The sequence below is a fragment of the Caldimonas manganoxidans ATCC BAA-369 genome (genome assembly GCF_000381125.1).
In the GTDB taxonomy this organism is placed as follows: domain Bacteria; phylum Pseudomonadota; class Gammaproteobacteria; order Burkholderiales; family Burkholderiaceae_C; genus Caldimonas; species Caldimonas manganoxidans.
In genome coordinates, this window is record NZ_KB905935.1 from 116,921 (window position 1) to 143,880 (window position 26,960).

General features: G+C 63.7%; 25 protein-coding genes and 1 tRNA gene. 11 read left to right on the plus strand and 15 right to left on the minus strand.

Translation table 11 applies throughout. From position 1 onward, the window contains the following. Positions 1-117: 117 nt before the first annotated feature. The 7 genes from lon to F615_RS0106185 all read right to left on the minus strand — a co-directional run bounded on the left by lon (position 118) and on the right by F615_RS0106185 (position 10,603). Positions 118-2,538 carry an endopeptidase La gene (gene lon / locus F615_RS0106155; protein WP_019560300.1) on the minus strand — a complete coding sequence of 807 codons (2,421 nt, stop codon included), beginning with the start codon at positions 2,536-2,538 and terminating at the stop codon, positions 118-120. 89 nt (positions 2,539-2,627) lie between these two features. Beyond that, the gene (clpX, locus tag F615_RS0106160) at positions 2,628-3,905 is read right to left on the minus strand and encodes an ATP-dependent Clp protease ATP-binding subunit ClpX (protein ID WP_019560301.1); all 1,278 of its coding nucleotides are present in this window, start codon (positions 3,903-3,905) and stop codon (positions 2,628-2,630) included. Between the two features lie 138 nt (positions 3,906-4,043). Next, a complete protein-coding gene (gene clpP / locus F615_RS0106165; protein ID WP_019560302.1) occupies positions 4,044-4,652 on the minus strand; it encodes an ATP-dependent Clp endopeptidase proteolytic subunit ClpP in 609 nt (202 codons plus the stop codon). A gap of 153 nt (positions 4,653-4,805) precedes the next feature. Continuing rightward, on the minus strand, positions 4,806-6,113 hold the full coding sequence (tig, locus tag F615_RS0106170) for a trigger factor (RefSeq protein WP_019560303.1): 1,308 nt from the start codon (positions 6,111-6,113) through the stop codon (positions 4,806-4,808). 22 nt (positions 6,114-6,135) lie between these two features. Beyond that, a tRNA-Leu gene (locus tag F615_RS0106175) sits at positions 6,136-6,222 on the minus strand. Between the two features lie 67 nt (positions 6,223-6,289). Next, positions 6,290-9,412 (minus strand): efflux RND transporter permease subunit, encoded by a 3,123-nt coding sequence (locus F615_RS0106180; protein WP_245558335.1) that lies wholly within the window; start codon positions 9,410-9,412, stop codon positions 6,290-6,292. Between the two features lie 39 nt (positions 9,413-9,451). Then, positions 9,452-10,603: an efflux RND transporter periplasmic adaptor subunit gene (locus tag F615_RS0106185; RefSeq protein ID WP_026330078.1), complete on the minus strand. Its 1,152-nt coding sequence runs from the start codon at positions 10,601-10,603 to the stop codon at positions 9,452-9,454. Between the two features lie 211 nt (positions 10,604-10,814). On the opposite strand from F615_RS0106185, the gene hpnC reads away from it, so the two are divergent. Genes hpnC through F615_RS0106205 form a run of 4 tightly spaced genes read left to right on the plus strand, consistent with a single transcriptional unit; the run spans position 10,815 to position 14,581 of the window. Further along, positions 10,815-11,651, plus strand: a complete 837-nt coding sequence (hpnC, locus tag F615_RS0106190) for a squalene synthase HpnC (RefSeq protein ID WP_019560306.1) — start codon at positions 10,815-10,817, stop codon at positions 11,649-11,651. Then, positions 11,648-12,484 carry a presqualene diphosphate synthase HpnD gene (gene hpnD, locus F615_RS0106195; RefSeq protein ID WP_019560307.1) on the plus strand — a complete coding sequence of 279 codons (837 nt, stop codon included), beginning with the start codon at positions 11,648-11,650 and terminating at the stop codon, positions 12,482-12,484. Before hpnC ends, hpnD begins: the two co-directional genes overlap by 4 nt. Positions 12,485-12,486: 2 nt before the next feature. Continuing rightward, a complete protein-coding gene (gene hpnE, locus F615_RS0106200) occupies positions 12,487-13,770 on the plus strand; it encodes a hydroxysqualene dehydroxylase HpnE (protein ID WP_033371017.1) in 1,284 nt (427 codons plus the stop codon). Between the two features lie 43 nt (positions 13,771-13,813). Continuing rightward, positions 13,814-14,581: an IclR family transcriptional regulator gene (locus F615_RS0106205; protein WP_026330079.1), complete on the plus strand. Its 768-nt coding sequence runs from the start codon at positions 13,814-13,816 to the stop codon at positions 14,579-14,581. Between the two features lie 40 nt (positions 14,582-14,621). Here F615_RS0106205 and pbpG read toward each other — a convergent pair whose 3' ends face one another. The 7 genes from pbpG to F615_RS0106240 form a co-directional block, all read right to left on the minus strand. After that, entirely contained in the window at positions 14,622-15,752 is a 1,131-nt protein-coding gene (pbpG, locus tag F615_RS0106210) for a D-alanyl-D-alanine endopeptidase (RefSeq protein WP_019560310.1), read from the minus strand. Positions 15,753-15,883: 131 nt separating this feature from the next. Further along, positions 15,884-17,425: a 2-isopropylmalate synthase gene (locus tag F615_RS0106215; RefSeq protein ID WP_019560311.1), complete on the minus strand. Its 1,542-nt coding sequence runs from the start codon at positions 17,423-17,425 to the stop codon at positions 15,884-15,886. A 174-nt stretch (positions 17,426-17,599) separates the two neighbouring features. Further along, the gene (gene pssA / locus F615_RS0106220) at positions 17,600-18,424 is read right to left on the minus strand and encodes a CDP-diacylglycerol--serine O-phosphatidyltransferase (RefSeq protein WP_019560312.1); all 825 of its coding nucleotides are present in this window, start codon (positions 18,422-18,424) and stop codon (positions 17,600-17,602) included. Next, on the minus strand, positions 18,421-19,065 hold the full coding sequence (locus F615_RS0106225; RefSeq protein ID WP_019560313.1) for a phosphatidylserine decarboxylase: 645 nt from the start codon (positions 19,063-19,065) through the stop codon (positions 18,421-18,423). The genes pssA and F615_RS0106225 overlap by 4 nt, the downstream gene beginning before the upstream one ends. 88 nt (positions 19,066-19,153) lie before the next feature. Beyond that, positions 19,154-20,170: a ketol-acid reductoisomerase gene (gene ilvC / locus F615_RS0106230; RefSeq protein ID WP_019560314.1), complete on the minus strand. Its 1,017-nt coding sequence runs from the start codon at positions 20,168-20,170 to the stop codon at positions 19,154-19,156. Positions 20,171-20,208: 38 nt separating this feature from the next. After that, positions 20,209-20,700 (minus strand): acetolactate synthase small subunit, encoded by a 492-nt coding sequence (gene ilvN / locus F615_RS0106235; RefSeq protein WP_019560315.1) that lies wholly within the window; start codon positions 20,698-20,700, stop codon positions 20,209-20,211. Between the two features lie 156 nt (positions 20,701-20,856). After that, a complete protein-coding gene (locus tag F615_RS0106240; protein ID WP_019560316.1) occupies positions 20,857-22,641 on the minus strand; it encodes an acetolactate synthase 3 catalytic subunit in 1,785 nt (594 codons plus the stop codon). Positions 22,642-22,872: 231 nt separating this feature from the next. Here F615_RS0106240 and F615_RS0106245 point away from each other — a divergent pair, with 231 nt between their 5' ends. Genes F615_RS0106245 through F615_RS0106270 form a run of 6 tightly spaced genes read left to right on the plus strand, consistent with a single transcriptional unit; the run spans position 22,873 to position 26,237 of the window. Then, positions 22,873-23,439, plus strand: coding sequence for an RNA polymerase sigma factor (locus F615_RS0106245; protein ID WP_019560317.1), 567 nt, complete (start codon positions 22,873-22,875; stop codon positions 23,437-23,439). Next, a complete protein-coding gene (locus F615_RS0106250) occupies positions 23,436-23,882 on the plus strand; it encodes a DUF3619 family protein (RefSeq protein WP_019560318.1) in 447 nt (148 codons plus the stop codon). The genes F615_RS0106245 and F615_RS0106250 overlap by 4 nt, the downstream gene beginning before the upstream one ends. An 8-nt stretch (positions 23,883-23,890) precedes the next feature. Beyond that, entirely contained in the window at positions 23,891-24,661 is a 771-nt protein-coding gene (locus tag F615_RS20395) for a DUF3106 domain-containing protein (RefSeq protein ID WP_198150885.1), read from the plus strand. Further along, positions 24,658-25,206 carry an RDD family protein gene (locus F615_RS0106260; RefSeq protein ID WP_245558336.1) on the plus strand — a complete coding sequence of 183 codons (549 nt, stop codon included), beginning with the start codon at positions 24,658-24,660 and terminating at the stop codon, positions 25,204-25,206. The genes F615_RS20395 and F615_RS0106260 overlap by 4 nt, the downstream gene beginning before the upstream one ends. A 37-nt stretch (positions 25,207-25,243) precedes the next feature. Then, a complete protein-coding gene (locus F615_RS0106265) occupies positions 25,244-25,633 on the plus strand; it encodes a diacylglycerol kinase (RefSeq protein ID WP_019560321.1) in 390 nt (129 codons plus the stop codon). A gap of 13 nt (positions 25,634-25,646) precedes the next feature. Further along, positions 25,647-26,237: an LOG family protein gene (locus tag F615_RS0106270; RefSeq protein WP_026330081.1), complete on the plus strand. Its 591-nt coding sequence runs from the start codon at positions 25,647-25,649 to the stop codon at positions 26,235-26,237. Between the two features lie 44 nt (positions 26,238-26,281). On the opposite strand, the gene glnK is transcribed toward F615_RS0106270, so the two are convergent. Next, on the minus strand, positions 26,282-26,620 hold the full coding sequence (glnK, locus tag F615_RS0106275) for a P-II family nitrogen regulator (protein WP_019560323.1): 339 nt from the start codon (positions 26,618-26,620) through the stop codon (positions 26,282-26,284). A 116-nt stretch (positions 26,621-26,736) separates the two neighbouring features. On the opposite strand from glnK, the gene F615_RS0106285 reads away from it, so the two are divergent. Next, on the plus strand, positions 26,737-26,960 hold a 224-nt coding region (locus F615_RS0106285; RefSeq protein ID WP_019559309.1), incomplete at its 3' end, for a transposase.

The window sequence follows — 26,960 nt, forward strand, 5'->3', positions numbered from 1 at the left end:
CTACTGACTTTTGTTTTCGAAGTCTTTAGCGTTTCGCAGAAGCTCGCATTATAGGCGAATTTTTTTTCGTTGTGCAAGCCCTCTGTCATTCATGCCGAGCACGCGGCCTGCCCCCCCTCAATGCGTGAGGACGTCGGCACTGCTGCCAGCCACCGGGGACTCCTTGGCGGCCTCGACCTTGACCGCATCCTCCTCGGGCAGCGGCACGGGCTTGGTCACCAGCGCCGTCTCCAGCACCTTGTCGATCCACTTCACCGGAATGATCTCGAGCTGGCTCTTCACGTTCTCAGGGATTTCCTGCAAGTCCTTGACATTCTCTTCGGGGATGAGCACGGTCTTGATGCCACCTCGATGGGCTGCAAGCAGCTTCTCCTTCAGGCCACCGATGGCCGTGACCTCGCCGCGCAAGGTGATCTCACCCGTCATCGCCACATCCGCCCGCACGGGAATGCCCGTCAGGGCCGACACCATGGCGGTGGTCATGGCAATACCCGCACTCGGACCATCTTTCGGGGTCGCGCCATCGGGCACATGGATGTGGATGTCGCGCTTCTCGAACATTTCGTCCTTGATCCCCAGGCGCCGGGCACGCGAGCGCACCACCGAACGCGCCGCCTCGACCGACTCTTTCATCACTTCGCCGAGCTGACCGGTACGGATCGTGTTGCCTTTGCCGGGCATCACCGCCGCTTCGATGGTCAAGAGATCACCACCGACCTCGGTCCACGCCAAGCCCATGACCTGGCCCACCTGGTTCTCTTGTTCGGCGCGGCCATACTGGAACTTACGCACACCGAGAAACTCGTTGAGGTTGTCCTCCGTGACGACGACCTTGCCCTGATACTTTTTGAGCGCCTGGCCTTTGACCACCTTGCGGCAAATCTTGGAGATTTCACGCTCGAGCGACCGCACTCCGGCCTCACGGGTGTAGTAGCGGATGATCCCTCGGATGGCCGACTCGGTCACCTCGAGCTCATCGTCCTTCACACCGTTGTTCTTGCACTGCTTGGGCAACAAATAGCGCTGCGCGATATTGACCTTCTCGTCCTCGGTGTAGCCAGACAGGCGGATCACCTCCATGCGGTCGAGCAACGCCGGCGGGATGTTCAGCGAGTTGGACGTCGCCACGAACATCACATCGGACAAGTCGAAGTCGACCTCGACGTAGTGATCGCTGAAGGTATGGTTCTGCTCGGGGTCGAGCACCTCCAACAGCGCCGACGACGGGTCCCCACGGAAATCCATGCCCAGCTTGTCGATCTCGTCGAGCAGGAACAGCGGGTTGCGCACCCCCACCTTGGTCAGACTCTGCAGCACCTTGCCCGGCATCGAGCCGATATAGGTGCGGCGGTGGCCGCGGATTTCGGCCTCGTCACGCACGCCCCCCAGGGCCATGCGCACGAATTTACGCCCGGTGGCACGCGCCACGGACTGCCCTAGCGAGGTCTTGCCGACGCCCGGGGGGCCCACCAGACACAAAATGGGCGCCTTGACCTTGTCCACACGCTGCTGGACGGCCAGGTACTCGAGAATGCGCTCTTTGACCTTGTCCAGGCCATAGTGGTCCTGGTTGAGCACTTCCTCGGCGTGCAGCAGGTCATGCTTGATCTTGGTCTTCTTGCTCCACGGCAGGTTGACCAGGGTGTCGATGTAATTGCGCACCACCGTGGCCTCGGCCGACATCGGCGACATCAGCCGCAGTTTCTTCAGCTCGCTCTCGGCTTTCTTGCGCGCCTCCTTGGGCATGCGCGCGGCCTTGATGCGTTTTTCGAGTTCCTCGAGGTCGGCGCCTTCCTCACCCTCGCCCAGCTCTTTCTGGATGGCCTTGACTTGTTCGTTCAGGTAGTACTCGCGCTGGCTCTTCTCCATCTGACGCTTGACGCGGCCACGAATGCGCTTTTCCACCTGCAGGATATCGACCTCATGCTCGAGCTGCTCGAGCAGGCGCTCCAGGCGCTTGGCCACCGAGAACAGGTCGAGCACGGCCTGCTTGTTCTCCAACTTCAGCGGCAAATGGGCGGCGATCGTGTCGGCCAGGCGCCCGGCATCGTCGATCCCGGCGATCGAGGTGAGAATTTCGGGCGGAATCTTCTTGTTGAGTTTGACGTACTGGTCAAACTGCTGGGTGACGGCGCGGCGCAAGGCCTCGATCTCCGCAGAGCTCTCGGTCTCGGGCGGCACTGGACGCACCACCGCAACGAAATGATCACCGCGGTCATCGATGCGGTCGGTGGTGGCCCGCTGCAACCCTTCGACCAGCACCTTCACGGTGCCATCGGGCAACTTGAGCATCTGCAGGATGCTGGACACGCACCCCACGGAGAACATGTCATCCGGTCGGGGCTCGTCTTTGCCTGCGGCCTTCTGAGCCACGAGCATGATCTGACGGCCAGCCTCCATGGCCGATTCCAGCGCTTTGATCGATTTGGGTCGCCCCACGAACAGCGGGATGACCATGTGGGGGAAAACCACGACGTCACGCAACGGCAGCAGGGGCAGCTCGATGGGATCGGCGGGTAAAACGGGATGTCCAGACATCACAGACCTCTCTTTCTCAAGCCGGATGTGGGGCTCGAGAGTTCAATTGCAAGACGGGCGCGCCTGGGGCAACAGGCGCCCCCTTGCCCTCAGGCGCTGGCCTTGGCCTGCTCGCGATAGACCAGCAGGGGCTTGGTGTTTTCTTCGATGGTGTGTTCGTCCACCACCACCTTGGCCACACCGTCCAAGGCAGGCAGGTCGAACATGGTGTCGATCAGGGCCTGTTCCATGATCGAACGCAAACCACGGGCACCGGTCTTGCGCGCCAGGGCCTTGCGGGCGATGGACACCAATGCCGAAGGACGGACTTCCAGTTCGACACCGTCCATGGCAAAGAGTTTCTGATACTGCTTGACCAGGGCGTTTTTGGGCTCGGTCAAGATCTGCACCAGCGCGTCCTCGGTCAATTCGCCCAAGGTGGCCACCACCGGCAGACGGCCCACCAATTCAGGGATCAGGCCGAACTTGATCAAGTCCTCCGGCTCGACATCGCGGAACACGTCCGACAGCCTGCGCTCGGACTTGCTCTTGACCGAAGCGGCAAAGCCGATACCGGACTTCTCCGATCGGTTTTGGATGATTTTCTCCAGCCCATCGAAAGCCCCACCGCAGATGAACAGGATGTTGGTCGTGTCGATCTGCAAAAAATCCTGGTTGGGATGCTTGCGCCCCCCCTGAGGTGGCACGGAGGCCATGGTACCTTCGATCAGCTTGAGCAGCGCCTGCTGCACTCCTTCGCCAGAGACGTCGCGCGTGATCGAGGGGTTGTCGGCCTTGCGCGAGATCTTGTCGATCTCGTCGATGTAGACGATGCCGCGCTGCGCGCGTTCGACGTCGTAGTTGCAGTTTTGCAGCAGCTTCTGAATGATGTTCTCGACGTCCTCGCCCACGTAGCCCGCCTCGGTCAGCGTGGTGGCATCGGCAATCACGAAGGGCACGTTGAGCAACCGCGCCAAGGTCTGGGCCAGCAGGGTTTTACCCGAGCCGGTCGGGCCGATGAGCAGGATGTTGCTCTTGGCCAACTCGACATCATCCTTCTTGCCCGCCTGAGCGCTCATGTGTTTGAGGCGCTTGTAGTGGTTGTAGACCGCCACCGACAAAATGCGCTTGGCCGTCTCCTGCCCGATCACGTATTGATCGAGGCTGGCCTTGATCTCGGCCGGGGTGGGCAGGTCGGAGCGGGCCGTGCGGCCTTCTGCGGACTCGGCCGGCACCTCGTCGCGGATGATGTCATTGCACAGGTCGATGCACTCGTCGCAAATGAACACCGACGGCCCGGCAATGAGCTTCTTCACCTCGTGCTGGCTCTTGCCGCAAAAGGAGCAATACAAGACTTTCTCGCTGGAAGAGCCTTTTTTCTCGGGCATGGTTCGGGACTCGGCTGAGAGGGTGCTTGTCGAAGATGATAAGTCAAAAGAAAACGGGGCCCGGGTCAAAGGAAAGGCCCCGTTTACTGTCCTGTTTTTTGGACCGTCCACGGCAGGCACGGCCCTGAGCGTTCGGTCCTACTCGCGGCGCTCGAGCACGCGGTCGATCAGGCCATAGGCCTGCGCTTCCGGGGCCCCCATGAAATAGTCCCGCTCGGTGTCGGCCTGGATCTTCTCCAGGGGCTGGCCGGTCCGCTCGGACAGGATGCGGTTGAGTTGATCGCGCGTTTTGAGGATTTCCCGGGCGTGGATCTCGATGTCCGAGGCCTGTCCCTGGGCGCCGCCCAAGGGCTGGTGGATCATGATTTTCGAGTTCGGCAGCGCAAAGCGCTTGCCCTTGGCGCCGGCAGCCAGCAAGAACGCGCCCATGCTGGCGGCCATGCCCATGCACAGCGTGGACACGTCCGGCTTGATGAACTGCATGGTGTCGTAGATCGACATGCCGGCACTCACGCTGCCGCCGGGAGAGTTGATGTACAGCGAAATGTCCTTGTCCGGGTTCTCGCTTTCCAGAAATAGCAGTTGGGCCACCACCAGGTTGGCGGTTTGGTCGTTCACCGGCCCGACCAGGAAGATCACACGCTCGCGCAGCAGGCGGCTGTAGATGTCGTAGGCGCGCTCGCCGCGGCCGGACTGTTCGATGACGATGGGCACCATGCCCAAGTTCTGGATATCCAGGGAGCTCATGAAGTCGATCCTTGCGATGCGCACGAGAGGAAGTTGGAAGCAAAGCCGATTATGGCTGTTCGCCCGTGCCCGCGCCGACGACCCGGGCAGGAAAAGCGAACGGGGCGCGCGCCTTCGCCCGGCGCAGCGCCCCGTGGCGGGCTTCACGCGGGATCAGGCCCCCATGAGTTCATCGAAGGGCAGGGTCTTGTCCACCACCTTGGCGCGCGACAGCACGAAGTCCGTGACGTTGTTTTCGAGCACCACCGCCTCGACCTCCGCCAGACGCTGCATGTCGCTGTAGTACCACCGCACGACCTCCTCTGGCTTCTCGTAGCTCTGGGCCAGCTCTTCGATGTGGGCCTTGATCTGCTCGGGTTGGGCCTTGAGGTCATGCGCTTTGACCAGTTCGGCCACCACCAGACCCAGGCGCACCCGACGCTCGGCCTGTGGGCGGAACATCTCGGCCGGAATCGGCGCCTTGTCGGCATCCTTGACCCCACGGGCTTTCAGGTCCGCACGGGCTGCCTCGGTCATGCGCTCGACCTCGCTTTGCACCAAGGCCTTGGGCACGTCGAGTTCAGCCACCTTGAGCAAGGCATCCATCACGGCGCTCTTGTTGCGGGCCAACACACGGAACTTCACCTCACGCTCGAGATTCTTGCGGATGTCGGCCCGCAAGGCTTCGACCGAACCATCGGCAATGCCCAACGAGCGAGCAAAGTCCTCGTTCACCTCAGGCAACTGCTGGGCCTCGACCTTCTTCAGGGTGACGAGAAAGTCGGCCTCCTTGCCGGCAACGTCCTTGCCGTGATAGTCATCCGGAAACTTCAGCGGGAAGGTTTTGGACTCACCGGCCTTCATGCCGCGCACAGCCTTCTCGAAGGCTTCGAGCATGCGGCCCTCGCCCAGCAAGAACTGGAATCCCTCGGCTTTGCCGCCCTCGAACGGCACCCCGTCAATCTTGCCTTCAAAATCGATGGTCACGCGGTCACCATCGGCAGCCGGCTCCGCAGCCGGGCGTTGGTGGAACGTGCGGCGCTGCTTGCGCAGGATCTCCAACGTCTTGTCGATGGCCGCATCGGTCACTTCGGAGGACACACGTTCGACTTCGGTGCCCGACAGGTCGCCGATTTTGACTTCCGGATAGACCTCAAAAGTCGCATCGAAGGTCAGCTGCCCCTCGGGGGCGCCCTCTTTCTCGGTGATGCGCGGCACGCCGGCCACCCGCAGCTGAGCCTCATTGGCGGCCTTGGCGAAGGCTTCGCCGACTTTGTCGTTCATCACCTCGTATTGCACCGCAGAACCATATCGCTGGGCGACGATGCTCAGAGGCACTTTGCCGGGACGGAAACCGTCGGCCTTGACGGTGCGGGCCAGGCGCTTGAGGCGGGATTCGACCTCGTTCTTGATGACCTCGGCCGACAGCGTCAGCGTGATCTTGCGTTCCAATTTGTCGAGGGTTTCAACAGTCACGGCCATGGTGATCTCTCTCGTTTGAATGTGGTGCGCGGGGGGGGACTCGAACCCCCACACCATCGCTGGCGTCAGGACCTAAACCTGGTGCGTCTACCAATTTCGCCACCCGCGCAAATCGAAAGGGGAGCGGCCTGCTCCCCTTTAGGTGTTCCTATGGGTGTTCCAGGAAACCGCAAATTTTAACCCGGCGTCGAACCGTGGGGCTCTTTCACCCGGAACCAGGCGGCATACATCGCCGGCAACGCCAGCAGGGTCAGGACCGTGGCCACGATCAGTCCCCCCATGATGGCCACGGCCATGGGGCCCCAGAAGATGCTTCTGGACAGCGGGATCATCGCCAACACGGCCGCCGCGGCCGTCAGCAAGATGGGCCGCAGCCGACGCACGGCGGCCTCGACCACCGCCTGCCAGTCGGGCACGCCGCGCGCGCGATCTTGTTCGATCTGATCGATGAGAATGACCGAGTTGCGCATGATCATTCCCATCAGCGCAATCACCCCCAGCAAGGCCACAAAGCCAAACGGACGGTTCAGGATCAGCAAGGCAGCAGCCACGCCGGCAATGCCCAAGGGTGCGGTCAGGAAAACCAAGGCTGCACGACTGAAGCTGTGCAACTGCAGCATCAGCAAGGTGAACGTGATGAAAAGCATGACCGGCACGCCCGCAGCGATCGAGCCCGTGCCTTTGTTGCTTTCGGCCACGGTGCCGGCCATCTCGATGCGATAGCCTGCCGGCAGCCTGGCGCGGATCGCGTCGAGCTGCGGATCGATTTGGAAGCTCACGGTGGCCGGCTGCAATCCTTCCACGACATCGCCCTGCACGGTCACGGCATAGTCGCGGCCCTCGCGCCAGAGCACACCGGGCTCCCAGACGAATTCCGCGCGGGCCACCTGAGTGAGCGGAATGCTACGGCCGCTGGCCGTGGGCACATAGGCGTTGTACAAGTCGGTCAGCGCGGCGCGTTCGTGCGCCGGTGTCCGCAGCACGATGTCGATCAGCTTGTCACCGTCTCGGTACTGCCCGATGGTATTGCCGGTTTGCGCCGTGCGCAGCGCCTGCGCAATGGCCTGACTGGTCACTCCCAAGGCGCGGGCGCGCGTCTGGTCGATGTCCAGGCGCAACACCTTGATCGACTCGTTCCAGTTGTCGTTGACGCCGCGCAGGTTGGGGTTGGCCCGCATCACGGCCTTGACCTCGTCTGCGATGCGCCGCACCTCGGCCGGATCGGTGCCCATCACCCGAAACTGCACCGGGTAAGGCACCGGCGGACCGTTGGGCAGCAATTTCACCCGGCCTCGCACCTCGGGGAACTCCTCGGCCAGCAAGGCCGGCAGCCGGCGTCGCAGTGCCTCGCGGGCCGGAAGATCCTTGGGCATCACGATCATCTGGCTGACGTTGGACTGCGGAAAGATCTGGTCGAGCACGAGCGCGAAACGCGGCACGCCACTGCCCACCCAGGTGCTCACCGTGGCCACCCCCTCCTCTTTCATCAGCCGCGCCTCGACACGACGCGCCACCTCCTCGGTGGCCTGGAAGGATGCCCCTTCGGGCAACCACAGGTCCACCAGCACTTCCAGCCGGTTGGAATCAGGGAAGAACTGCTGTTGCACACGCCCCATGCCCAGCAGCCCCAACACCAATGACAGCACGGTCAAGCCGATGGTGATCCACCGATGGCGCACGCACCACCCCACCCATCGCCGAAAACGGTTGTAGAACGGTGTGTCGAACACCTCGTGCGGCCCTTGGTCGGCATGCGCGCGCACCTTGAGCAACACCGTGCCGAGGTAAGGCACGAAGTAGACCGAAACGACCCACGAGATCACCAGGGCGGCCGCCGTGACCGCAAAAATCGCAAAGGTGTATTCGCCCACGGCCGATTTGGCCAGGCCAATGGGCAAGAAGCCCACCGCGGTGATCAGGGTGCCGGTGAGCATGGGCATGGCGGTGATCTCATAGGCCGCCGTGGCGGCTCGCAGCTTGTCGTAGCCCTCCTCAAGTTTGCGCACCATCATCTCGACGGCGATGATCGCGTCATCGACCAGCAAGCCCAGTGCAATGATCAGCGAGCCCAGCGAAATCTTGTGCAGACCGACGCCCCAAAAGTACATGGTGACGAAGGTGATCGCCAAGACCAGTGGGATGGTGATGGCCACCACCATGCCCGGACGCCAATCCAGCCGCAGCGGCCGCACGTGCAGCCCCAAGCTGACGAAACTGACGGCCAACACGACCACCACGGCCTCGATCAATACTTTGACGAACTCGTTGACCGAGCGCGAGACCACGGAGGACTGATCCTGGAACTGCGTCATCTCGATGCCCACGGGCAGCTCGGAGCGGATCTGGCTGACGACCTTTTCCAGGTCACGGCCCAAGCGGATGATGTCGCCCCCCTTGGTCATCGACACCCCCAAAGCCAACACTTCCTGGCCTTGGTGGCGCACTTTGACTTGCGGCGGATCGACATAGCCTCGTCGCACCTCGGCAATGTCCCCCAGCCGCAGGGTGTTGCCCCCCGCACGGATGGGGAAGGCCCGCAGCTCCTCCTCCGAATTGAAGGGGCCGCTGACGCGCAACTGCACCTGATCGGTCGGCAGCGTCACGACCCCCGCAGACACGATCGCGTTTTGCTGGCCCAGCTGGGCGATCACTTGATTGAAGTCCAGCCCCAGCTGCGCCAAGCGCGCCTGTGAGACTTCGATATAGATCTTCTCGTCCTGCGCGCCAAAGATTTCGACTTTGGCCACGTCCGGTACGCGCAGCAGCCGCTGACGCACTCGGTCGGCATACTCCTTCAGCTCGCGCGGGCTGAAGCCATCGGCGGATAGGGCATAGATCGCCCCATACACATCGCCGAACTCGTCATTGAAGAACGGCCCGATCACCCCCTGCGGCAAGCTGCCGCGCATGTCGTTGACTTTCTTGCGCGTCTGGTACCAGATCTGCTGGAGCTCCTCGGGCGGCGAGGAGTCGGCCACCTGGAAGATGATCAGCGTCTCTCCCGGCTTGGAGTAACTGCGGATGATGTCCGCATAGGGCACCTCCTGCAGCGTGCGCTCGATCTTGTCCGTGACCTGGTCGGCGATCTGCTGTGCCGTGGCGCCGGGCCAATAGGCCCGCACCACCATGGCCCGGAAGGCAAACGGCGGATCCTCGTCCTGACCGAGCTGGAAGTAGGCTGCAAAGCCCAGCACCATCAGGACGACGAGCAAATAGCGTGTGAGCGCCGAATGTTCGAGCGCCCAGCGAGAGATGTTGAAGCGGCGCTCTTCCGAGGCCGGCAAGGGATGTGATCTCACGAATGACCTCGTCCTCTAGAGTCAGGGGGCGATGCGGACTCAGGGAGCACTGCGCGAGGCGGTCTCCAATGCGCCGGGAGCTGAGGCCGGCGCCGCCGGCGTCGTGCCCTCACGATAGATCCGCACACGCTGTCCAGGGGTCAGCACATGCACGCCTGCGGTGACGATCGTCTGGCCCGGCTTCAGCCCGCTGCGCACCACCACCTCATTGCCGTCGCTGCCTGCCAGCTCCACGGGATGCAAGTTCACCGCCATGGTGTCTGGGTCGACCACCCAGACATGGGTGCGGCCCTGATGCTCGCGCAACGCCGACAAGGGCAGCTTGGCCACACCGGCCTGTGCCGGCTGCTGGATCACCACCGTGGCGGTGCGCCCCAAGGGCACGTCCGTCAACCCCAGGTCGGCCTTGACCGTGTAGGTGCGCGTGATGGGGTCCGCTGCAGCGGCCACCTCGCGGATGCGCGCCTCGATGGAGCGCCCTTCCTGCCCCCACAGGCGCACCTGCACCGGCACGCCGGCAGCGGCCAGCGCGCGCACGGCTTCGAGTTGATCCTCGGGGACTGCGAACACGGCATCGCGCGGCCCGTCATGCGCCAAACGAAGTACTGCCATGCCCGCACCCAAGACCATGCCGGGCTCGGCCTCGATCGCGGTGACCACCCCCGAGACATCGGCCACCAAATTCGCGTAGGCCGCTTGATTGCCCTGCACATTGGCCTGCGCCTGCGCTTGGGCCCATTGAGCCCGTGCCGCCTTGAGGGCCGTCTCACGGCGCTCCAGTTCGGCCGAACTGATGAAACCCTGGGCCCGCAGTTCGCTGAAGCGCCGGAAGTCGGCCTCGGCCTGCTCCAGGTTCGCCTGGGCCGCCGACACGGCGGCGCGCGCGGCCTGCTCGCCCAAACGCAGATCCCGGGCATCCAGCACGGCCAATACCTGCCCAGCACGCACCTTGTCGCCAAGATTCACGTGACGCTGCACCATCTTGCCCGGCACACGAAAGCCCAGCCGAGACTCCGTGCGCGCCCGCACCTCCGCCGCGTACTCCTGCTGCTGCCGTGCCGACGAAGCAGCCAGGGTCAGGGTCCGCACCGCGCGCACCGGTTCTTGCGGCGGCGGCGTGCGGGTACAGCCCGTCAGCACCAGCGAAACCAGCGCAAGGATGACGGCAGAAACAAGCGTAGGCTGAGGCATCACAAGACCTTGAGCGAAAAAACGTCCATACCGCTTGCTCACCCCCGAGGCTGCGCACCAGCCCTGCGCGAGAGAGCCCAGTGGAATCCCGAGGATGGCAAATGCCCGAAAATTACTGACTGACTGGTCAGTACTCTAAATTTCGTCCGCCCCCCTGTCAAGGCCGAAGCTTCGGAGGCTCCGCCCGCAAAACGCATGGACAATCGCCCCCGTGAGTGTGAAGCACTATGAAAACTTTCCCGTGGCGTCCTGGCTGTGCCCTGCGGCACTGCGCCCGGCCGTCGCTGCCCTTTACTGGTACGCCCGCACGGCGGACGACTTGGCCGACGAAGGCCGCCGCAGTCCGGCGCAACGCTTGTCCGACTTGGCGGCCTACCGGCGCGACCTGGCGGCCACGGTGGCCGGCCAGCCAGTGTCGCAGCGTTGGCCCCACATTTTCATCCCCCTGAGGCAAGCCCTGGCGCGCCATCGCTGGCCAGTGCACTTGCTGGAAGACCTGCTCAGCGCCTTCGAGCAAGATGTCGTCAAGCACCGCTACGTGGACCGGCAAGACCTGCTGGACTATTGCCGGCGTTCGGCCAACCCGATCGGGCGGCTGATGCTGCATCTGCTGAACATCGATGACGAAGTGTCGCTGCGGCAGTCCGACAACATTTGCACGGCTTTGCAGCTGATCAACTTCTGGCAAGACCTCGGAGAGGACGCCCAGCGCGGCCGGCTGTACATCCCTCTGGAGGACTGCGCCCGCCACCGTGTGCCACCAGCCTCGCTGCTGGCACGGCACGAAACGCCGGGCACCCAGCCCCTGGTGCGCGACATGGTCGAATGGGCGCGCCGCCTGATGGACGAAGGCGCTCCGCTGGCGCAACGTGTGCGAGGACGATTCGGCTGGGAACTGCGCCTGGTCATACAAGGAGGACTGCGCATCCTTGAGAAAATTCACCGCCTCGACTACGCCACCCTCCACTGCCGTCCCGTGTTGCACCGCCTCGATGCCCCGATCCTGCTGTGGCGTGCGCTGCGGATGCCTCGTCTGACCGCCCCATGACGCCACAGCAATACGTTCAGGACAAAGCCGCCGCCAGCGGGTCGAGCTTCTACTACGCCTTTCTTTTCCTGCCGCCGCCCCGCCGCGCAGCCATCACCGCGTTTTATGCCTTTTGCCGAGAGGTCGATGACGTGGTCGACGAAGTCAGCGACCCGGGTGTCGCGCAGGCCAAACTGGGCTGGTGGCGTCGCGAGGTGGCCGCATCCTTTGCCGGGCGTCCGAGCCATCCAGTCATGCAAGCCTTGATGCCCCACGTTGCGACCTACGGGATTCGAGCCGACCAGCTGCTGGCCGTCATCGAGGGATGTCAGATGGACCTCGATCAAACCCGCTACCTCGACTATGCCGGGCTGCAACGCTACTGCCATCTCGTGGCCGGGGTGGTCGGCGAGGTCGCCAGCAGCATCTTCGGTCGCACCGAAGCCCGCACCATCGACTATGCGCACCGCCTCGGCCTGGCTTTGCAGCTGACCAACATCATCCGTGACGTGGGAGACGACGCACGCCGCGGCCGCATCTACCTGCCGGTCAACGAGCTCCAGCAATTCGACGTGAAAGCCCACGAGATCCTGAACCGCGTCTACAGCGATCGATTCACCGCCTTGATGCGATTTCAGGCCGAGCGAGCCCACCGCTGCTACGACGAGGCCCTGGCCCTGCTGCCCGCAGCCGACCGAGCCTCGCAGAAGCCTGGCCTGATGATGGCCAACATCTATCGCACTCTCTTGCGCGAAGTGGAATCCACCGGCTTCCAGGTGCTGCACCAACGCATCGCGCTGACCCCGCTGCGCAAGCTGTGGATCGCGTGGCGGACTCACTGGCGGGAGCGCTGAGCATGAGCCAGCGACTGGCGGTGATCGGCGCCGGCTGGGCCGGCTGCGCAGCGGCCGTGCAGGCCGTGGACGAGGGTTTCGATGTCACCCTGTACGAAATGGCCTCTCACCTGGGAGGACGTGCCCGACGGGTGGACATCGAAGGGCTGGCCTTGGACAACGGACAACACATCCTGATGGGCGCCTACACCGAATGTCTACGGCTGATGCGGCAGGTGGGCGTGCGCACGACGCTGGACTTGCTACGCACGCCATTGCAGCTGATTCATGCCGATGGCAGCGGCTTGCGGCTGGGTGCGGGCCGAGCCGTGCCAGCGCTGCTGAAGGCCATTGCCGCCCAGCGGGGATGGACCCGCGGTGAACGCCTGGCTTTGCTGCGCCAGGCCACCCTGTGGACGCTGCGCCGCTTCCGCTGCGCCCCTGAGCTCACCGTGGCTCAGTTGTGTGCCAACCTGCCCGTGCGAGTGCGCGACGAGCTCATCGACCCCTTGTGCGCGGCCGCCTTGAACACACCGGCACACCGTGCCAGTGCGGCCGTTTTCTTGCGCGTGCTGCGCGACACCCTCGGATCCGGGCCTGGCAGCAGCGACCTGCTCCTGCCACGCACCCACCTCAGCGCCCTGTTTCCCGACCCCGCCGCCCGCTGGCTGGAACGCGCTGGCGCGCGGGTGCGGCGCCATCACCGCGTGACCGCACTGCAGCGCCACGCGCCCCATGGCTGGCGGGTCGATGGCGAAGCTTACGACGCAGTGATCCTTGCGTGCCCGCCCGGCGAGGCAGCCCGCCTGTGCCGACCCCATGCCCCAGCTTGGGCCGAGCAAGCCGAAAGCCTGAGCTTCGAACCCATCGTGACCGTCTACGCCCATGCCGACGGTGCCCGACTCCCGCAGCCGATGCTGGCCCTGCGCAGCCATGACGCCGCGCCGGCCCAGTACGTGTTCGACCGCGGCCAGCTCAACGGCCCCACCGGCTTGCTCGCCTTCGTGATCAGTGCGGCGAGCCCATGGGTCAGCCGGGGTTTGGAGGCCACCGCACAGGCCGTTTGCGAGCAAGCCCATCGCGAATTGTCGCGTTACCTGCGCCCCCCCTTGCGAGTGATCCGCAGCATCGTCGAAAAACGAGCGACATTCCTGTGCGAGCCCGGGCTGCAACGCCCATCGGCCACCATTGCGCCAGGCCTGTGGGCCGCCGGTGACCACGTCAACGGCCCCTACCCCGCCACCTTGGAAGGCGCCGTACGCGCCGGCGTGGCCGCCGCCCGGCTTGCGGCAGCCAGCCTCCGGTGATTTCGCCATGCAAAAACGCATCATTTCAGGTGACAATCACGGCATGAGAAAGTCCGACGGCCACTCCCCTACCATCCAGGTCCTGGAGCGCATGTTCGCCTTGCTGGACGTGCTGGCCGCCCACCAGGATCCAGTCTCACTCAAAGAAATCAGCGCCCAAACCGGCCTGCACCCGTCCACCGCCCACCGCATCCTGAACGACCTGGCCACCGGGCGTTTCGTCGATCGGCCCGAAGCCGGCAGCTACCGGCTGGGCATGCGGCTCTTGGAACTGGGCAATCTCGTCAAGGCCCGCCTGGACGTGCGTGACGCCGCCCTGGGGCCGATGCGCGAGCTGCACAAGCTCACGCATCAACCGGTCAATCTGTCAGTCCGCCAGGGAGACGAGATCGTCTACATCGAACGCACCTACAGCGAACGCTCCGGCATGCAAGTGGTGCGCGCCGTGGGGGGCCGCGCCCCGCTGCACCTGACCTCGGTCGGCAAGCTCTTTTTGGCCCAGGACGACCCCCAGCGCGTGCGCGCCTATGCGACCCGCACCGGGTTGGCGGGCCACACCCGCAACAGCATCACCGACTTGGCCACACTCGAACGCGAATTGGCCCGGGTGCGCCAGTTGGGCTATGCGCGCGACAACGAGGAACTCGAGCTGGGGGTGCGTTGCATGGCGGCCGGCATACGCGACGACCAGGGCAAACTGGTGGCCGGCCTGTCGATCTCCGCCCCGGCCGATCGCCTCGAAGAGTCCTGGCTCGAGCGCCTACAGTCCACGGCGGCGCAGATTTCTGCGGCTTTGGGCTACCGCGGCTGAAGCCGACGATCGGCCGCCACCGTGCCGCGCCGGTCGATGCTCAAGACGTCACCCGCGGACTGCCGTGGCCGCCTCCCGCCCCGGCAGCCCCCAGTCCACGCTCCAACAGCCAGCGACGCACCCGCTCGGCATCGCCCAGTCGGGAGAAACGCCCGGCCGAGTCGAGAAAGACCATGATCAGCTTGCGGCCGGCCAGCTCAGCCTGCATCACCAGGCAACGACCGGCCTCGGCGATGTAGCCCGTCTTTTGCAGCCCGATGTCCCACGTCGGATTGAAGACCAAGCCATTGGTGTTGCGATATTTGAGCTGCCGATTGCCGACCACCACCTGATACTCCGGCGAGGTCGACAACTCCCGGATCAAGGGCACCTCATAGGTCGCCTTCACCAAGACGGCCAAATCGCGAGCACTGGATTGGTTGCGACTGGACAGGCCCGTCGGCTCGACGAAGCGCGTGTCATGCATGCCCAGTTCCTGGGCCTTCCGGTTCATCGCCGCCACGAACGGTCCCAAACCGCCCGGGTAATGCCGTCCCAAGGCGTGAGCCGCCCGGTTCTCCGACGACATCAGCGCCAGATGCAGCATTTCTTCGCGGCTCAGGCGGGTCCCCACCGCCAAACGGGAACGGCTGCCCTTTTCGGTGTCGATGTCCTCCCGCGTGATGGTCAGCATCTCGTCCAGTGGCTGGCCGGCTTCGATCACCACCAGCGCCGTCATCAGCTTGGTCAACGAGGCAATCGGCAGCACGGCCTGAGAGTTCTTGCTGAACAGCACCTCTTCGGTGTCCTGGTCGAGCACCAAGGCCACACTGGATTTCAGATCCAGAGGATCATCGACCGCATGCAGACCGAAGGCCTGCCCGTACGACACTGGCGAGCTCGTCGGTGCAGCCGTGACACGCTGTACCACGGTCCGCTTGGCCGCCACCGCGGCCCCACTGGCCGACACCCGCGGACGCGACGAACGGACCTCGGAACGGCTGCTGCGCTTGGCCGATCGGGCCACGGGCTTCTTGCGCTGCGATTCCACCACCGCGCGCTTGCTGGCCGACGCCGTCGGGCGCTTTGCCCCCTCCTGTGCCGCCAGCAGCGGTCCGGACGCGCACACCCCTACCACCAGGGCCAGTCCGGCCACCAGCCCTTGCCACGTTTTCGCCCAAGCCAACCGCATCACTGCCCAACTCCCGCAGTCTTTGCGGGGGAGTGTAGGCGATCAGAAAAATGCAGGCAAGATCAAAAACTTACGCAATATTTCTCAAGTTCCATCGAAAACATGGGGCCTCCCGAGCCCTGCCCCCGGACTCAACCCTGGGCCGCCACCCGCTCACTCTTGCTGTGCAGCTTGTTCAAGGCAGCGAGATAGGCCTTGGCCGAGGCCACCACGATGTCCGGGTCGGCCCCCACGCCATTGACCACCCGGCCCCCGTGCTGCAGCCGGATCGTCACCTCCCCCTGCGATTCCGTGCTGCCCGACGTGATGGCATTGACCGAATACAGCAGCATCTCCGCCCCGCTCTGCACATGGGCTTCGATGGCCTTCAAGCTGGCATCCACCGGGCCGTTGCCATGGCTTTCGCCATGGATCTCCCGATCGCCGGCGGCGAAAACCACCTTGGCGTGCGGGCGCTCACCCGTTTCGGAGTGCTGAGACAGCGCCAACAAACGGTAGTGCTCATGTTCGTTGGTCACGCTCTCATCGCCCACCAGCGCGATGATGTCCTCGTCGAAGATCTCACTCTTGCGATCCGCCAATTCCTTGAACTTGGCAAACGCCGCGTTGATCTCGGCCTCGGATTCCAGCTCGATGCCCAGCTCCTGCAAACGCTGTTTGAAGGCGTTGCGCCCCGACAGCTTGCCCAGCACGATCTTGTTGGCGGTCCAGCCCACGTCCTCCGCACGCATGATCTCGTAGGTGTCGCGGGCTTTGAGCACACCGTCTTGGTGGATGCCCGATGCATGCGCAAACGCATTGGCGCCTACCACGGCCTTGTTGGGCTGGACCACGAAACCGGTGATCTGCGACACCAGCCGCGAGGCCGGCACGATCTGCGTGGTGTCGATGCCCACCTCCAGCCCGAAGTAGTCACGACGCGTGCGCACAGCCATCACGACTTCTTCCAGCGAGCAATTGCCAGCCCGCTCGCCCAGGCCATTGATGGTGCATTCGACCTGGCGCGCTCCGCCGATTTGCACACCGGCCAGCGAGTTGGCCACTGCCATGCCCAAATCGTTGTGGCAATGCACCGACCACACCGCCTTGTCGGAATTCGGGATGCGCTCGCGCAACGTCTTGATGAAGTTGCCATACAGCTCGGGCACCGCATACCCCACCGTGTCCGGAATGTTGATGGTGGTGGCGCCTTCGTCGATCACGGCCTCCAGCACACGGCACAGAAAATCGATGTCCGAGCGATAGCCATCCTCGGGAGAAAACTCCACATCACCGCACAGATTGCGCGCGAAACGCACTGCCAGCCGGGCCTGCTCGTACACCTGCTCCGGCGTCATGCGCAGCTTCTTTTCCATGTGCAGCGGACTGGTGGCGATGAAGGTGTGGATGCGTGCGGAGGCCGCCCCCTTCAGGGCTTCGGCGGCGCGACTGATGTCGCGGTCGTTGGCCCGTGCCAGCGAGCACACGGTAGAGCCTTTGATGTGGTCGGCAATCGACTTGACCGCCTCGAAGTCGCCGTTGGATGCCGCCGCAAACCCCGCCTCGATCACGTCCACGCGCAAGCGTTCGAGCTGACGAGCGATGCGCAGCTTCTCGTCCTTGGTCATCGAAGCGCCGGGAGACTGCTCCCCGTCGCGCAGCGTGGTGTCGAAGATGATCAGCTTATCGGCCATGATGGGCTCCGTGGGGATACGATGCGGTGAAAACGAAACGGCCCGCGGGCTGGGTGCGCTGGCGGGCCGTACGTGCTGGAAACCGTTGACGAAGACGATCAGCGTGCCCGCGGCACTCCTAGGGGTAGCAAAGACATCGTCAGGACAGAAACCATGGGAACAATATAGCACCGATCAGCGGTGCAGCCCCTGCTCGTCGGGTTCGTCCGTGGACACGGCGATCACACTGACCGGCTTGCCCTTGGCCTTGCGGTAGCCATAGACCGCATAGCCCGAAAAGCCATAGACCACGAACAGCACGAACAACACGACCGGCGGGTGGTAGGCGATCAGCGCGAAACCCAAGGCGATGGCCACCACCACCACAAAGGGCACGCTATGGCGAAAACTCACGTCCTTGAAGCTGTAAAACGGCACGTTGGTGACCATGGTCAACCCGGCATAGAGCGTGAGCGCGAACGCTCCCCAGGTCAGCCAGTCGATGCGCGAGGCCCCCCGGTAGCCCAGGTCGTCCATCACCCAGATGAAGCCCACCACCAGCGCCGCCGCCGCCGGGCTGGGCAGCCCCTGGAAAAAGCGCTTGTCGACCACCGAAATGTTGGTGTTGAAGCGCGCCAGGCGCAAGGCCGCTCCAGAGCAATAGACGAAGGCGGCGATCCAGCCCAACTTGCCCAACCCCTTGAGCGCCCATTCGTACACGATGAGCGCCGGCGCGGCGCCAAAGGACACCATGTCCGACAGGCTGTCCATCTGCTCGCCGAACGTGCTTTGGGTGTTGGTCATGCGCGCCACCCGCCCGTCCAGACTGTCCAGCACCATCGCACAGAAGATGCCCACGGCGGCCAAATCAAAGCGATCGTTCATCGCCATCACGATGGCGTAGAACCCACCGAACAACGCCGCCAACGTGAACAGATTGGGCAGGATGTAAATGCCCTTGCGACGCGGGCGCGCAGCCTCCTCGTGCAAGGCCTCAACGGATTCCGGCGTTTCGTTCATCGCTGTGGAAGCAAGGCCAGAATGGTGGAAGTGGCCGCCACTTTGTCGCCCGGGGCCACCCGGGGCGTGGCCTCGACCGGCAAGTAAACATCCACCCGGGAGCCAAAGCGGATGAACCCGTAGCGCTGCCCCTTTTCGACCACATCGCCCGGCCTCACGTAGCACAGGATGCGTCGGGCAATCAATCCGGCCACCTGAACCAAGGTCACGGTGTGCGGGCCCGATTCGATCACCACGGCATTGCGCTCGTTTTCCAACGACGCCTTGTCCAGGTTGGCATTGATGAACAGCCCCGGGAAATACTGCACTTTGACGACCCGGCCATCGACGCTGATGCGGTTGGAATGCACGTTGAAGACGTTCATGAACACGCTGATGAGCAGCGCGTCGCGGTCGGCGTAGGGGTCACGGACCTTTTCGACCTTCACGATACGGCCATCGGCCGGCGACAGCACCGCGCCGGCGTCTGCCGGAACCGGCCGGGGTGGATCGCGGAAGAACTGCACCACGAAGGCCAGCACCAGCCAGCACAGAATGGCCACGAAACCCGTCAAAAAGAAGGAGGCGAAGACCGCCACGAAAAAAGCAATGGCGATGAAAGGCCAGCCTTCCTTCGCAAGAAAAGGATGGGGATAGTTCATGGGCGCGAGGATACAACAGCCCGGCGAGAAAAAAAGCCGCGAGGCAGGCCTCGCGGCTCGATCGGCGCTGATCGCGACGGTCGTGCCATCAGTTCTTGGACTGGTCCACCAGGCGGTTCTTGCGGATCCAAGGCATCATCGCGCGAAGCTGCTCGCCCACGACCTCGATCGGGTGTTGGGCGGTCAACCGACGGCGCGACAGCAACGTCGGCGCGCCCGCCTTGTTTTCCAGGATGAAGCTCTTGGCGTACTCGCCGGTCTGAATGTCTTTCAGGCACTGACGCATGGCCTGCTTGGTCTGCTCGGTGATCACCCGCGGCCCGGTGACGTACTCGCCGTACTCGGCATTGTTCGAAATCGAGTAGTTCATGTTGCCGATACCGCCTTCGTAGATCAAATCCACGATCAGCTTGAGCTCGTGCAAGCATTCGAAATAAGCCATCTCTGGCGCATACCCGGCTTCCACCAAGGTTTCGAACCCCGCCTTGATCAGCTCGACCGTACCGCCGCACAGCACGGCCTGCTCGCCGAACAGGTCGGTCTCGGTTTCCTCACGGAAACTGGTTTCGATGATGCCGGCCTTGCCACCGCCGTTGGCCACCGCGTAGCTCAAGGCCAAATCCCGCGCCTTGCCGCTCCTGTCCGCATGCACGGCGATCAGATGGGGCACACCACCGCCTTGGGTGTAGGTAGCCCGCACGGTGTGACCCGGCGCCTTGGGGGCGACCATCCACACATCCAGGTCCTCGCGAGGGATCACTTGCCCATAGTGCACGTTGAATCCATGCGCGAAAGCCAGCGAGGCGCCTTGCTTGATATGGGGTTCGACCTCGTTCTTGTAGACGCTGGCGATTTGCTCGTCGGGCAGCAGAATCATCACCACATCGGCCGTCTTCACTGCCTCGGGGATCTCAGCCACCTTCAGGCCCGCCTTCTCGGCTTTGCCCCAAGAGGCGCCGCCACGCCGCAACCCCACCGTCACCTTCACGCCGCTGTCATTGAGGTTCTGCGCATGAGCATGGCCTTGCGAGCCATAGCCGATGATGGTGACATTCTTGCCTTTGATCAGGCTCAGGTCGGCGTCCTTGTCGTAATAGACCTTCATGGTGTTCTCCAGGTTGTCCGGTTGGGAAGGGTCGGGGATCAGACGCGCAGGATCCGCTCACCGCGGCCGATGCCGCTGGTGCCGGTGCGCACGGTCTCGAGGATGGCGGTGCGTTCGATGGCCTCGATGAAGGCGTCGAGCTTGGCGGCATCGCCGGTCAGTTCAATGGTGTAAGTCTTTTCGGTGACATCGATGATGCGGCCGCGGAAGATGTCGGCCATGCGTTTCATCTCCTCACGCTCCTTGCCTACGGCGCGCACCTTGATGAGCATCAGCTCCCGCTCGGTGTAGCTGCCTTCGGTCAAGTCCACCACCTTCACCACTTCGATCAACCGGTTCAAGTGCTTGGTGATCTGTTCGATCACGTCATCCGAACCCGTGGTGACGATGGTCATGCGCGACAGCGACGGATCTTCCGTCGGCGCCACGGTCAGGCTTTCAATGTTGTAGCCGCGGGCCGAAAAGAGGCCCACCACGCGGGAGAGGGCCCCAGCCTCATTCTCCAGCAGCACTGCAATGATGTGTTTCATGGGTCGTTGTTCGCGCTCTTCAGGCCGACGGCGGTAACCGGCGGCCCTTGGCCACGTCCTTCGAGAGGGTGATTGTCGTTCCGAAGCCGATCGCCCCGTCCGGCCGGCGCCTGACGCTACGCGGCAACGTGGCGCCCTTGTCGGCCTTGCCGAGGGTCACAGATCTTCGGAGCCCAGCAGCATCTCCGTGATGCCCTTGCCCGCCTGGACCATGGGCCAGACGTTCTCGGTCGGATCGGTGCGCACATCCAAAAAGACCGTACGGTCCTTCAGGCGCATCATCTCGCGCAGCGCCGGCTCCACTTCCGACGGCTTCTCGATTTTCATGCCGACATGGCCGTAGGCTTCGGCCAACTTGACGAAGTCGGGCAGCGCATCCATGTAGCTGTGCGAATAGCGGCCACCGTAGTCGAGCTGCTGCCACTGTCGCACCATGCCCAGATAGCGGTTGTTCAATGAAATGATCTTGACCGGCGTCTGGTACTGCTGACAGGTCGAGAGCTCCTGGATGCACATCTGGATCGAGCCCTCGCCAGTGATACAAAACACATCGGCCTGCGGCTTGGCCAGCTTGATGCCCATCGCATAGGGCAAGCCCACGCCCATCGTGCCCAGACCACCAGAGTTGATCCAGCGGCGGGGCTCGTCGAAGCGATAGAACTGCGCCGCCCACATCTGATGCTGCCCCACGTCGGAAGTGATGTAGGTCTCGCGGTCGCGCGTCATCTCCCACAGCTTCTCGATGACGAACTGGGGCTTGATGACTTCCTCGGAATGCTTGTACTTCAAGCACTCACGCTTGCGCCACTCGTTGATCTGCCCCCACCAGCTCGCCAGCGCCTGAGCGTCTGGGCGCAGTTGTTGCTCGCGAATGTGCGCGATCAACTCCTGCAGCACCTCTTTGACGTCGCCCACGATGGGGATGTCGACCTTCACGCGCTTGGAAATCGATGAAGGATCGATGTCCACATGGATGATCTTGCGCTCCACCGAGGCGAAATGCTTGGGATTGCCAATCACTCGATCGTCGAAGCGCGCTCCCACGGCCAACAGCACGTCGCAGTTCTGCATGGTCATGTTGGCTTCATAGGTCCCGTGCATGCCCAACATGCCCAGGAACCGGGGGTCGGTGGCCGGAAACGCCCCCAAACCCATCAAGGTGTTGGTACAGGGATAGCCCAGCAAGTCCACGAGCTCGCGCAACTCGGCCGACGCATTGCCCAGGATCACACCGCCGCCGGTGTAAATGTAGGGCCGCCGAGCTTGCATCAGCAGTTGCACGGCCTTGCGGATCTGTCCGCCATGGCCTTTGCGCACGGGGTTGTACGAGCGCATTTCCACGCGCTCGGGATAATGAAACTCGGCCGTCTTGAGCGACACGTCCTTGGGCACATCCACCACGACCGGACCCGGCCGCCCAGTGCGCGCGATGTGGAAGGCCTTCTTGATCGTCATGGCCAGGTCTTTGACGTCCTTGACCAGGAAGTTGTGCTTGACGATCGGGCGCGTGATACCCACGGTGTCACATTCTTGGAAGGCGTCCAAACCGATGGCCGGCGTGGGCACCTGTCCCGTGATGATCACCATAGGAATGGAATCCATGTACGCCGTGGCGATGCCAGTCACGGCATTGGTGACACCCGGGCCCGAAGTCACCAGCGCCACCCCCACCTCACCGGTGGCGCGGGCATAGCCATCGGCTGCATGCACAGCCGCTTGCTCGTGGCGCACCAACACGTGCTGGATGGTGTCTTGCTTGTACAGCGCGTCATAGATGTACAAGACGGCGCCCCCTGGGTACCCCCAGATGTACTTCACCCCTTCGGCCTGGAGACAACGCACCAGGATTTCGGAACCGTTGAGTTCTTGATGGGAAGATTGCGAGGAAGACGCGCCCTGCGTGGCGGCAGCGCGCTTGTGTTCCGCGGCAGACATGTCCATATGTCGAACCTTTCTGAATTTCTCTAACGAAAAACGATCGGTGCCCCTTCCCACGCCCTCGTGAGGCGGGTGTGGAGCCTGCGCGGTCATGAACGAGGCGCCCGGGTCGGGCGTCCGAGTCGAGACCCAATGTTGTGCAGGGCAACATTATGACATCGCCGCCACGCACCGGCGCGGGGCAATGCGATAATTTCCACCGAGTCCATAGCGCGTCCGATCCGGCACTGTCCCTTGGCCACCGAACAAGAACTCAGCGACTTTCTCAAGGGCGCCGACAAACGCGCATTCAAGCGCGTGGTCTACGCCGTGCGCGACACCGACGCCGCCTTGGACATCGTGCAAGACGCCATGATCCGGCTGGCCGAGAAATACGGCGATCGCCCCGCCGCCGAGTTGCCGCTGCTGTTTCAGCGCATCCTGTCCAACGCCACCAACGACTGGTTTCGCCGCCAAAAAGTCCGCACGGCGGTCATGCAATCGTTTTCCGATCTGGAAGAACACGATGGCGTCGAGACGGCCGACTTGCTCGATACGCTCGAAGCCTTGCAAGACACGCAAGGCACGGAAAGTGCTGCCGACGCGCTGGCGCGCAGCCAAGTGCTCCAAGCCATCGACGCCGAAGTGCAGAAGCTGCCGCCGCGTCAACGGGAGGCGTTTTTGATGCGTTACTGGGAAGAATTCGACGTTGCGGAAACGGCTGCGGTGATGGGCTGTTCCGAAGGCAGCGTCAAAACCCATTGTTCGCGCGCGGTGCATGCCCTGGCCCGCGCCCTCAAGGCCAAGGGGATCGTGCCATGAACCCAACCACCCTTCACACGGCCGAGATCGAGGCCCTGGAGGCTCGCCTCGGCCTTCGCATCGCGGCCCGGCTGTCCGAACTCGATGTGCCGGCAGACGTCAGCGAACGCCTGCGCTTCGCACGCACACAGGCGCTCGCACGCCGCCGTGTCGCCTGGACCGAGACGCCCCCAGTGCGCCTGAGTACCGGCGGCGCTGCCGTGCTGGGGCTTGGGGGCGCCGCCCCCCACCGTGGCGGCCTACCCCGCTGGGCCGCCGCCCTGGGCGGCCTCCTTCCCCTGCTGGCCTTGCTGGTCGGCTTGGCCTTGATCGAAGATTGGCACATGGAGCGACAGATCCGCATGGCCGCGGAGATGGACGCGACCTTGCTGACCGACGACTTGCCCCCGACTGCTTATGCGGACCCAGGCTTTCTGGAGTTTCTGAAGACCCCCAGGGAATGATGCGACGCTTGGCCTCTTCACTCGGCGCGGCCACGCTGACTGCCCTGCTGTACATGACGGCCGGCGGCTGGAGTGCCAGCCTGCCCACACTCGCCCAGGCCCAGACCAGTTCCACAGGAGGCCCGCGCTGGAACGCGCTGACCCCTGCCCAGCAGGAGGCCCTGGCCCCCCTGCGCCGCGAATGGAACCGCCTGGATGGATCGCGCAAGCGCAAATGGCTCGAAATTGCCGAACGCTTTCCCCACATGAGCGAAGACGAGCAACGGCGCGTCCACCAACGCATGCTCGAATGGGTGCAACTTTCGCCCCAACAGCGCACCTTGGCGCGCATCAACTACTTTCAATCCTTGCAGGATGTGCCAGCAACCGAGCGGCTGAGCCGTTGGGAAACCTATCAATCGCTGTCAGCCGAAGAGCGCCAGGCCTTGGCAGCTAAAGCGCGCAAGGCTGCATCGCCTTCGGCCTCGCTGCTTCAGCCCGGGCGCAAAACCTCGGAGCGCGAGCCCCCCGGGCTGGTGCCCGCACCGGCCACCAGTCGGGTGATGCCGCAGCCGGTGGCCCCCACCGCGGCCCAGGTGCGCCCGGGTGCCACCACCATTCCCATCACCCAGCAACCGATGCCGCCATGGCACCAGCAGGCCGGCCTGCCCAAAATCACCACGTCTCCAAGCTTCATCCATCCGAAGACCCTGCTGCCCCTGGCAGGGCCTCAGGGCGCCGCGATCATCATGCCCCCGAGCCGCAGCGCAGCGCCAGCCACCACTGCGACCATCCCTTGAGCACACATCCCTCCAGCATCTCATCACCGGGCGTCTCGCCGTCGCCCTCCGCGCCGACGCTGCGACGCCGCTTGGCCTGTCTCGTGTACGAAACCGTGCTGCTGTTTGGCATCGTGATGATCACGGGCCTCGTCTATGGTGTGGCCACCGGGCAGCGCCACGCCCTCGTCGGTCGCCTCGGCCTGGGCTTGCTCGTGGCCGCCGTCTTGGCGCTGTATTTCGTCTGGTGCTGGACGCAAAGCGGCCAGACCCTGCCCATGCAAACTTGGCGCATCCGCCTCGAAGGCCCCGATGGGCGCCCTCCGGGTCTGATCCGGGCACTGAGTCGCTTCTTCTGCGCCTGGATCTGGGTGTTACCCGGTCTCGGTCTGGCCCATCTGATGGGCTGGACCCGCAGCGGCTGGACCGTCTTTGCTGCCTTGGCCGGCTGGGCACTGGCCTATGCGCTGTCGAGCCTGCTGCGGGCCGACCGGCAGTTCTGGCACGATGCGCTCTGCGGCACCCGACTCGTTCTGGTGCCCCCGATCCATCGTACTGGCTCCTGACCGTGGCGAGGCGTCAGGCAACGGCACAATCGAGCGCATGACCAACCCATACAAAGGCCGCAGCGGCCTGAATCGCATCCTGCACGCCTTCGTCCACTCGCTGGACGGCTTACGAACGGCCTACCGCAGCGAAAGTGCCTTCCGTCAGGAACTGTGGCTGGCCATCGTGATGCTACCGACGGCATTCTGGCTGGGCCGCGGTTGGGTCGAAACCGCCTTGCTCGCTGGTTCGGTCGTGTTGGTGCTTATCGTCGAATTGCTCAACTCTGGCATCGAGGCCGCCATCGACCGCGTCTCCTACGACATCCACGAGCTGTCCAAACGCGCCAAAGATTTCGCCAGCGCGGCCGTGCTGTTGTCGCTGCTGCTGTGTGCCGCGATCTGGACTGCCGCGCTCTACACCCGCCTGACGTCCCCCACCTTCTGAAGACCCGCCCCCCATGAGCCCGCCTGCTTTTTCTCTGTGCGTCTATTGTGGCTCTCGGCCCGGCGCAAACCCCGCCTACGCGGACACTGCACGAGCGCTGGGCCGCCATTTGGCACGCACCGGCACTCGGCTGATCTACGGCGGGGGGCGGGTGGGGCTGATGGGCCTCGTGGCCGATGCGGCGCTGGCTGAAGGCGGCACCGTCATCGGCGTCATCCCCCAGAGCTTGATGGACCGTGAAGTCGGCCATCAGGGCTTGACGGAATTGCGCGTGGTGCAAACCATGCATGAGCGCAAACGCCTCATGGCCGAGCAATCCGACGCATTCCTCGCACTGCCAGGAGGCATTGGCACCTTCGAAGAACTGTTCGAAGTCTGGACTTGGCGACAACTGGGTTACCACGACAAACCCATTGGCCTGCTCAATGTCGGAGGCTACTACGACCCCCTGATCGCCTTCCTTGGCCACACGGTCGAACAAGGATTCCTGAGCCCCGCGCAGCACGGCGCGTTGGAAGTCGGAACCGATCCGGCCGAATTGGTACAGCGCCTCAGGCACCAGGCCCGCCACGCCATAGCAGCTGACGACTATCGGCCCATTTGAGGGGATGAGCGCGCCCCGCCGCAGCAACTTTGCCGCGCCAACCGTCAGATGGCTGCCTCGTCGGTCTCGCCCGTGCGGATGCGAACCACCTGCTCCACCGGCGTCACGAAAATCTTTCCATCGCCGATCTTGCCCGTCTTGGCCGCCTTCACGATGGCCTCGATGCAGCGGTCCACGTCTTCATCTTTGACCACGACCTCGATCTTCACCTTCGGCAGAAAGTCCACCACATATTCAGCGCCGCGATACAGCTCGGTGTGACCTTTCTGACGCCCGAAGCCCTTGACCTCCGTGACGGTCAACCCCGTCACGCCCACCTCGGCCAAAGCCTCACGCACTTCTTCGAGTTTGAACGGTTTGATGATGGCGGTGATCTGCTTCATGGATGCTCCGTGATTCGTGGCTTCGATCCAGTTAGTTTAAGGAAACTCTGATCAAGTCCTGCGCCTGGCAGTAGTCCGTCTTGTCGCCCTGGTGATGGGCGGCGATGATTACGGTCATGAAGCAGATGACCTTGGCAGCGGCGGCCGATGCGTCCGCGGGATTCGAGCGTTTTCGCAAGCCCACCCGGCGCGACGCATTCTTGGCCGAGATGCAGACGATCGTGCCGTGGAATCGGCTGGTGGCGTTGATCGAGCCGCACTACCCCAAGCCCGGCAATGGCCGTCCTCCCGTGGGCTTGGAACGCATGTTGCGCATTCACTTGCTGCAGCACTGGTTCAA

What these genes read in the sequence shown, in the direction of transcription:
- clpP (WP_019560302.1), bottom strand. Translation starts at nt 4,652, where the DNA reads ATGAGCTCCCTGGATATCCAGAACTTGGGCATGGTGCCCATCGTCATC.
- F615_RS0106205 (WP_026330079.1), top strand. Translation starts at nt 13,814, where the DNA reads ATGAGAAAGTCCGACGGCCACTCCCCTACCATCCAGGTCCTGGAGCGC.
- pssA (WP_019560312.1), bottom strand. Translation starts at nt 18,424, where the DNA reads ATGAACGAAACGCCGGAATCCGTTGAGGCCTTGCACGAGGAGGCTGCG.
- pbpG (WP_019560310.1), bottom strand. Translation starts at nt 15,752, where the DNA reads ATGCGGTTGGCTTGGGCGAAAACGTGGCAAGGGCTGGTGGCCGGACTG.
- tig (WP_019560303.1), bottom strand. Translation starts at nt 6,113, where the DNA reads ATGGCCGTGACTGTTGAAACCCTCGACAAATTGGAACGCAAGATCACG.
- F615_RS0106265 (WP_019560321.1), top strand. Translation starts at nt 25,244, where the DNA reads ATGACCAACCCATACAAAGGCCGCAGCGGCCTGAATCGCATCCTGCAC.
- hpnD (WP_019560307.1), top strand. Translation starts at nt 11,648, where the DNA reads ATGACGCCACAGCAATACGTTCAGGACAAAGCCGCCGCCAGCGGGTCG.
- F615_RS0106215 (WP_019560311.1), bottom strand. Translation starts at nt 17,425, where the DNA reads ATGGCCGATAAGCTGATCATCTTCGACACCACGCTGCGCGACGGGGAG.
- ilvC (WP_019560314.1), bottom strand. Translation starts at nt 20,170, where the DNA reads ATGAAGGTCTATTACGACAAGGACGCCGACCTGAGCCTGATCAAAGGC.
- F615_RS0106250 (WP_019560318.1), top strand. Translation starts at nt 23,436, where the DNA reads ATGAACCCAACCACCCTTCACACGGCCGAGATCGAGGCCCTGGAGGCT.
- F615_RS0106270 (WP_026330081.1), top strand. Translation starts at nt 25,647, where the DNA reads ATGAGCCCGCCTGCTTTTTCTCTGTGCGTCTATTGTGGCTCTCGGCCC.
- F615_RS0106225 (WP_019560313.1), bottom strand. Translation starts at nt 19,065, where the DNA reads ATGAACTATCCCCATCCTTTTCTTGCGAAGGAAGGCTGGCCTTTCATC.
- F615_RS0106240 (WP_019560316.1), bottom strand. Translation starts at nt 22,641, where the DNA reads ATGGACATGTCTGCCGCGGAACACAAGCGCGCTGCCGCCACGCAGGGC.
- lon (WP_019560300.1), bottom strand. Translation starts at nt 2,538, where the DNA reads ATGTCTGGACATCCCGTTTTACCCGCCGATCCCATCGAGCTGCCCCTG.
- ilvN (WP_019560315.1), bottom strand. Translation starts at nt 20,700, where the DNA reads ATGAAACACATCATTGCAGTGCTGCTGGAGAATGAGGCTGGGGCCCTC.
- hpnE (WP_033371017.1), top strand. Translation starts at nt 12,487, where the DNA reads ATGAGCCAGCGACTGGCGGTGATCGGCGCCGGCTGGGCCGGCTGCGCA.
- glnK (WP_019560323.1), bottom strand. Translation starts at nt 26,620, where the DNA reads ATGAAGCAGATCACCGCCATCATCAAACCGTTCAAACTCGAAGAAGTG.
- clpX (WP_019560301.1), bottom strand. Translation starts at nt 3,905, where the DNA reads ATGCCCGAGAAAAAAGGCTCTTCCAGCGAGAAAGTCTTGTATTGCTCC.
- F615_RS0106185 (WP_026330078.1), bottom strand. Translation starts at nt 10,603, where the DNA reads ATGCCTCAGCCTACGCTTGTTTCTGCCGTCATCCTTGCGCTGGTTTCG.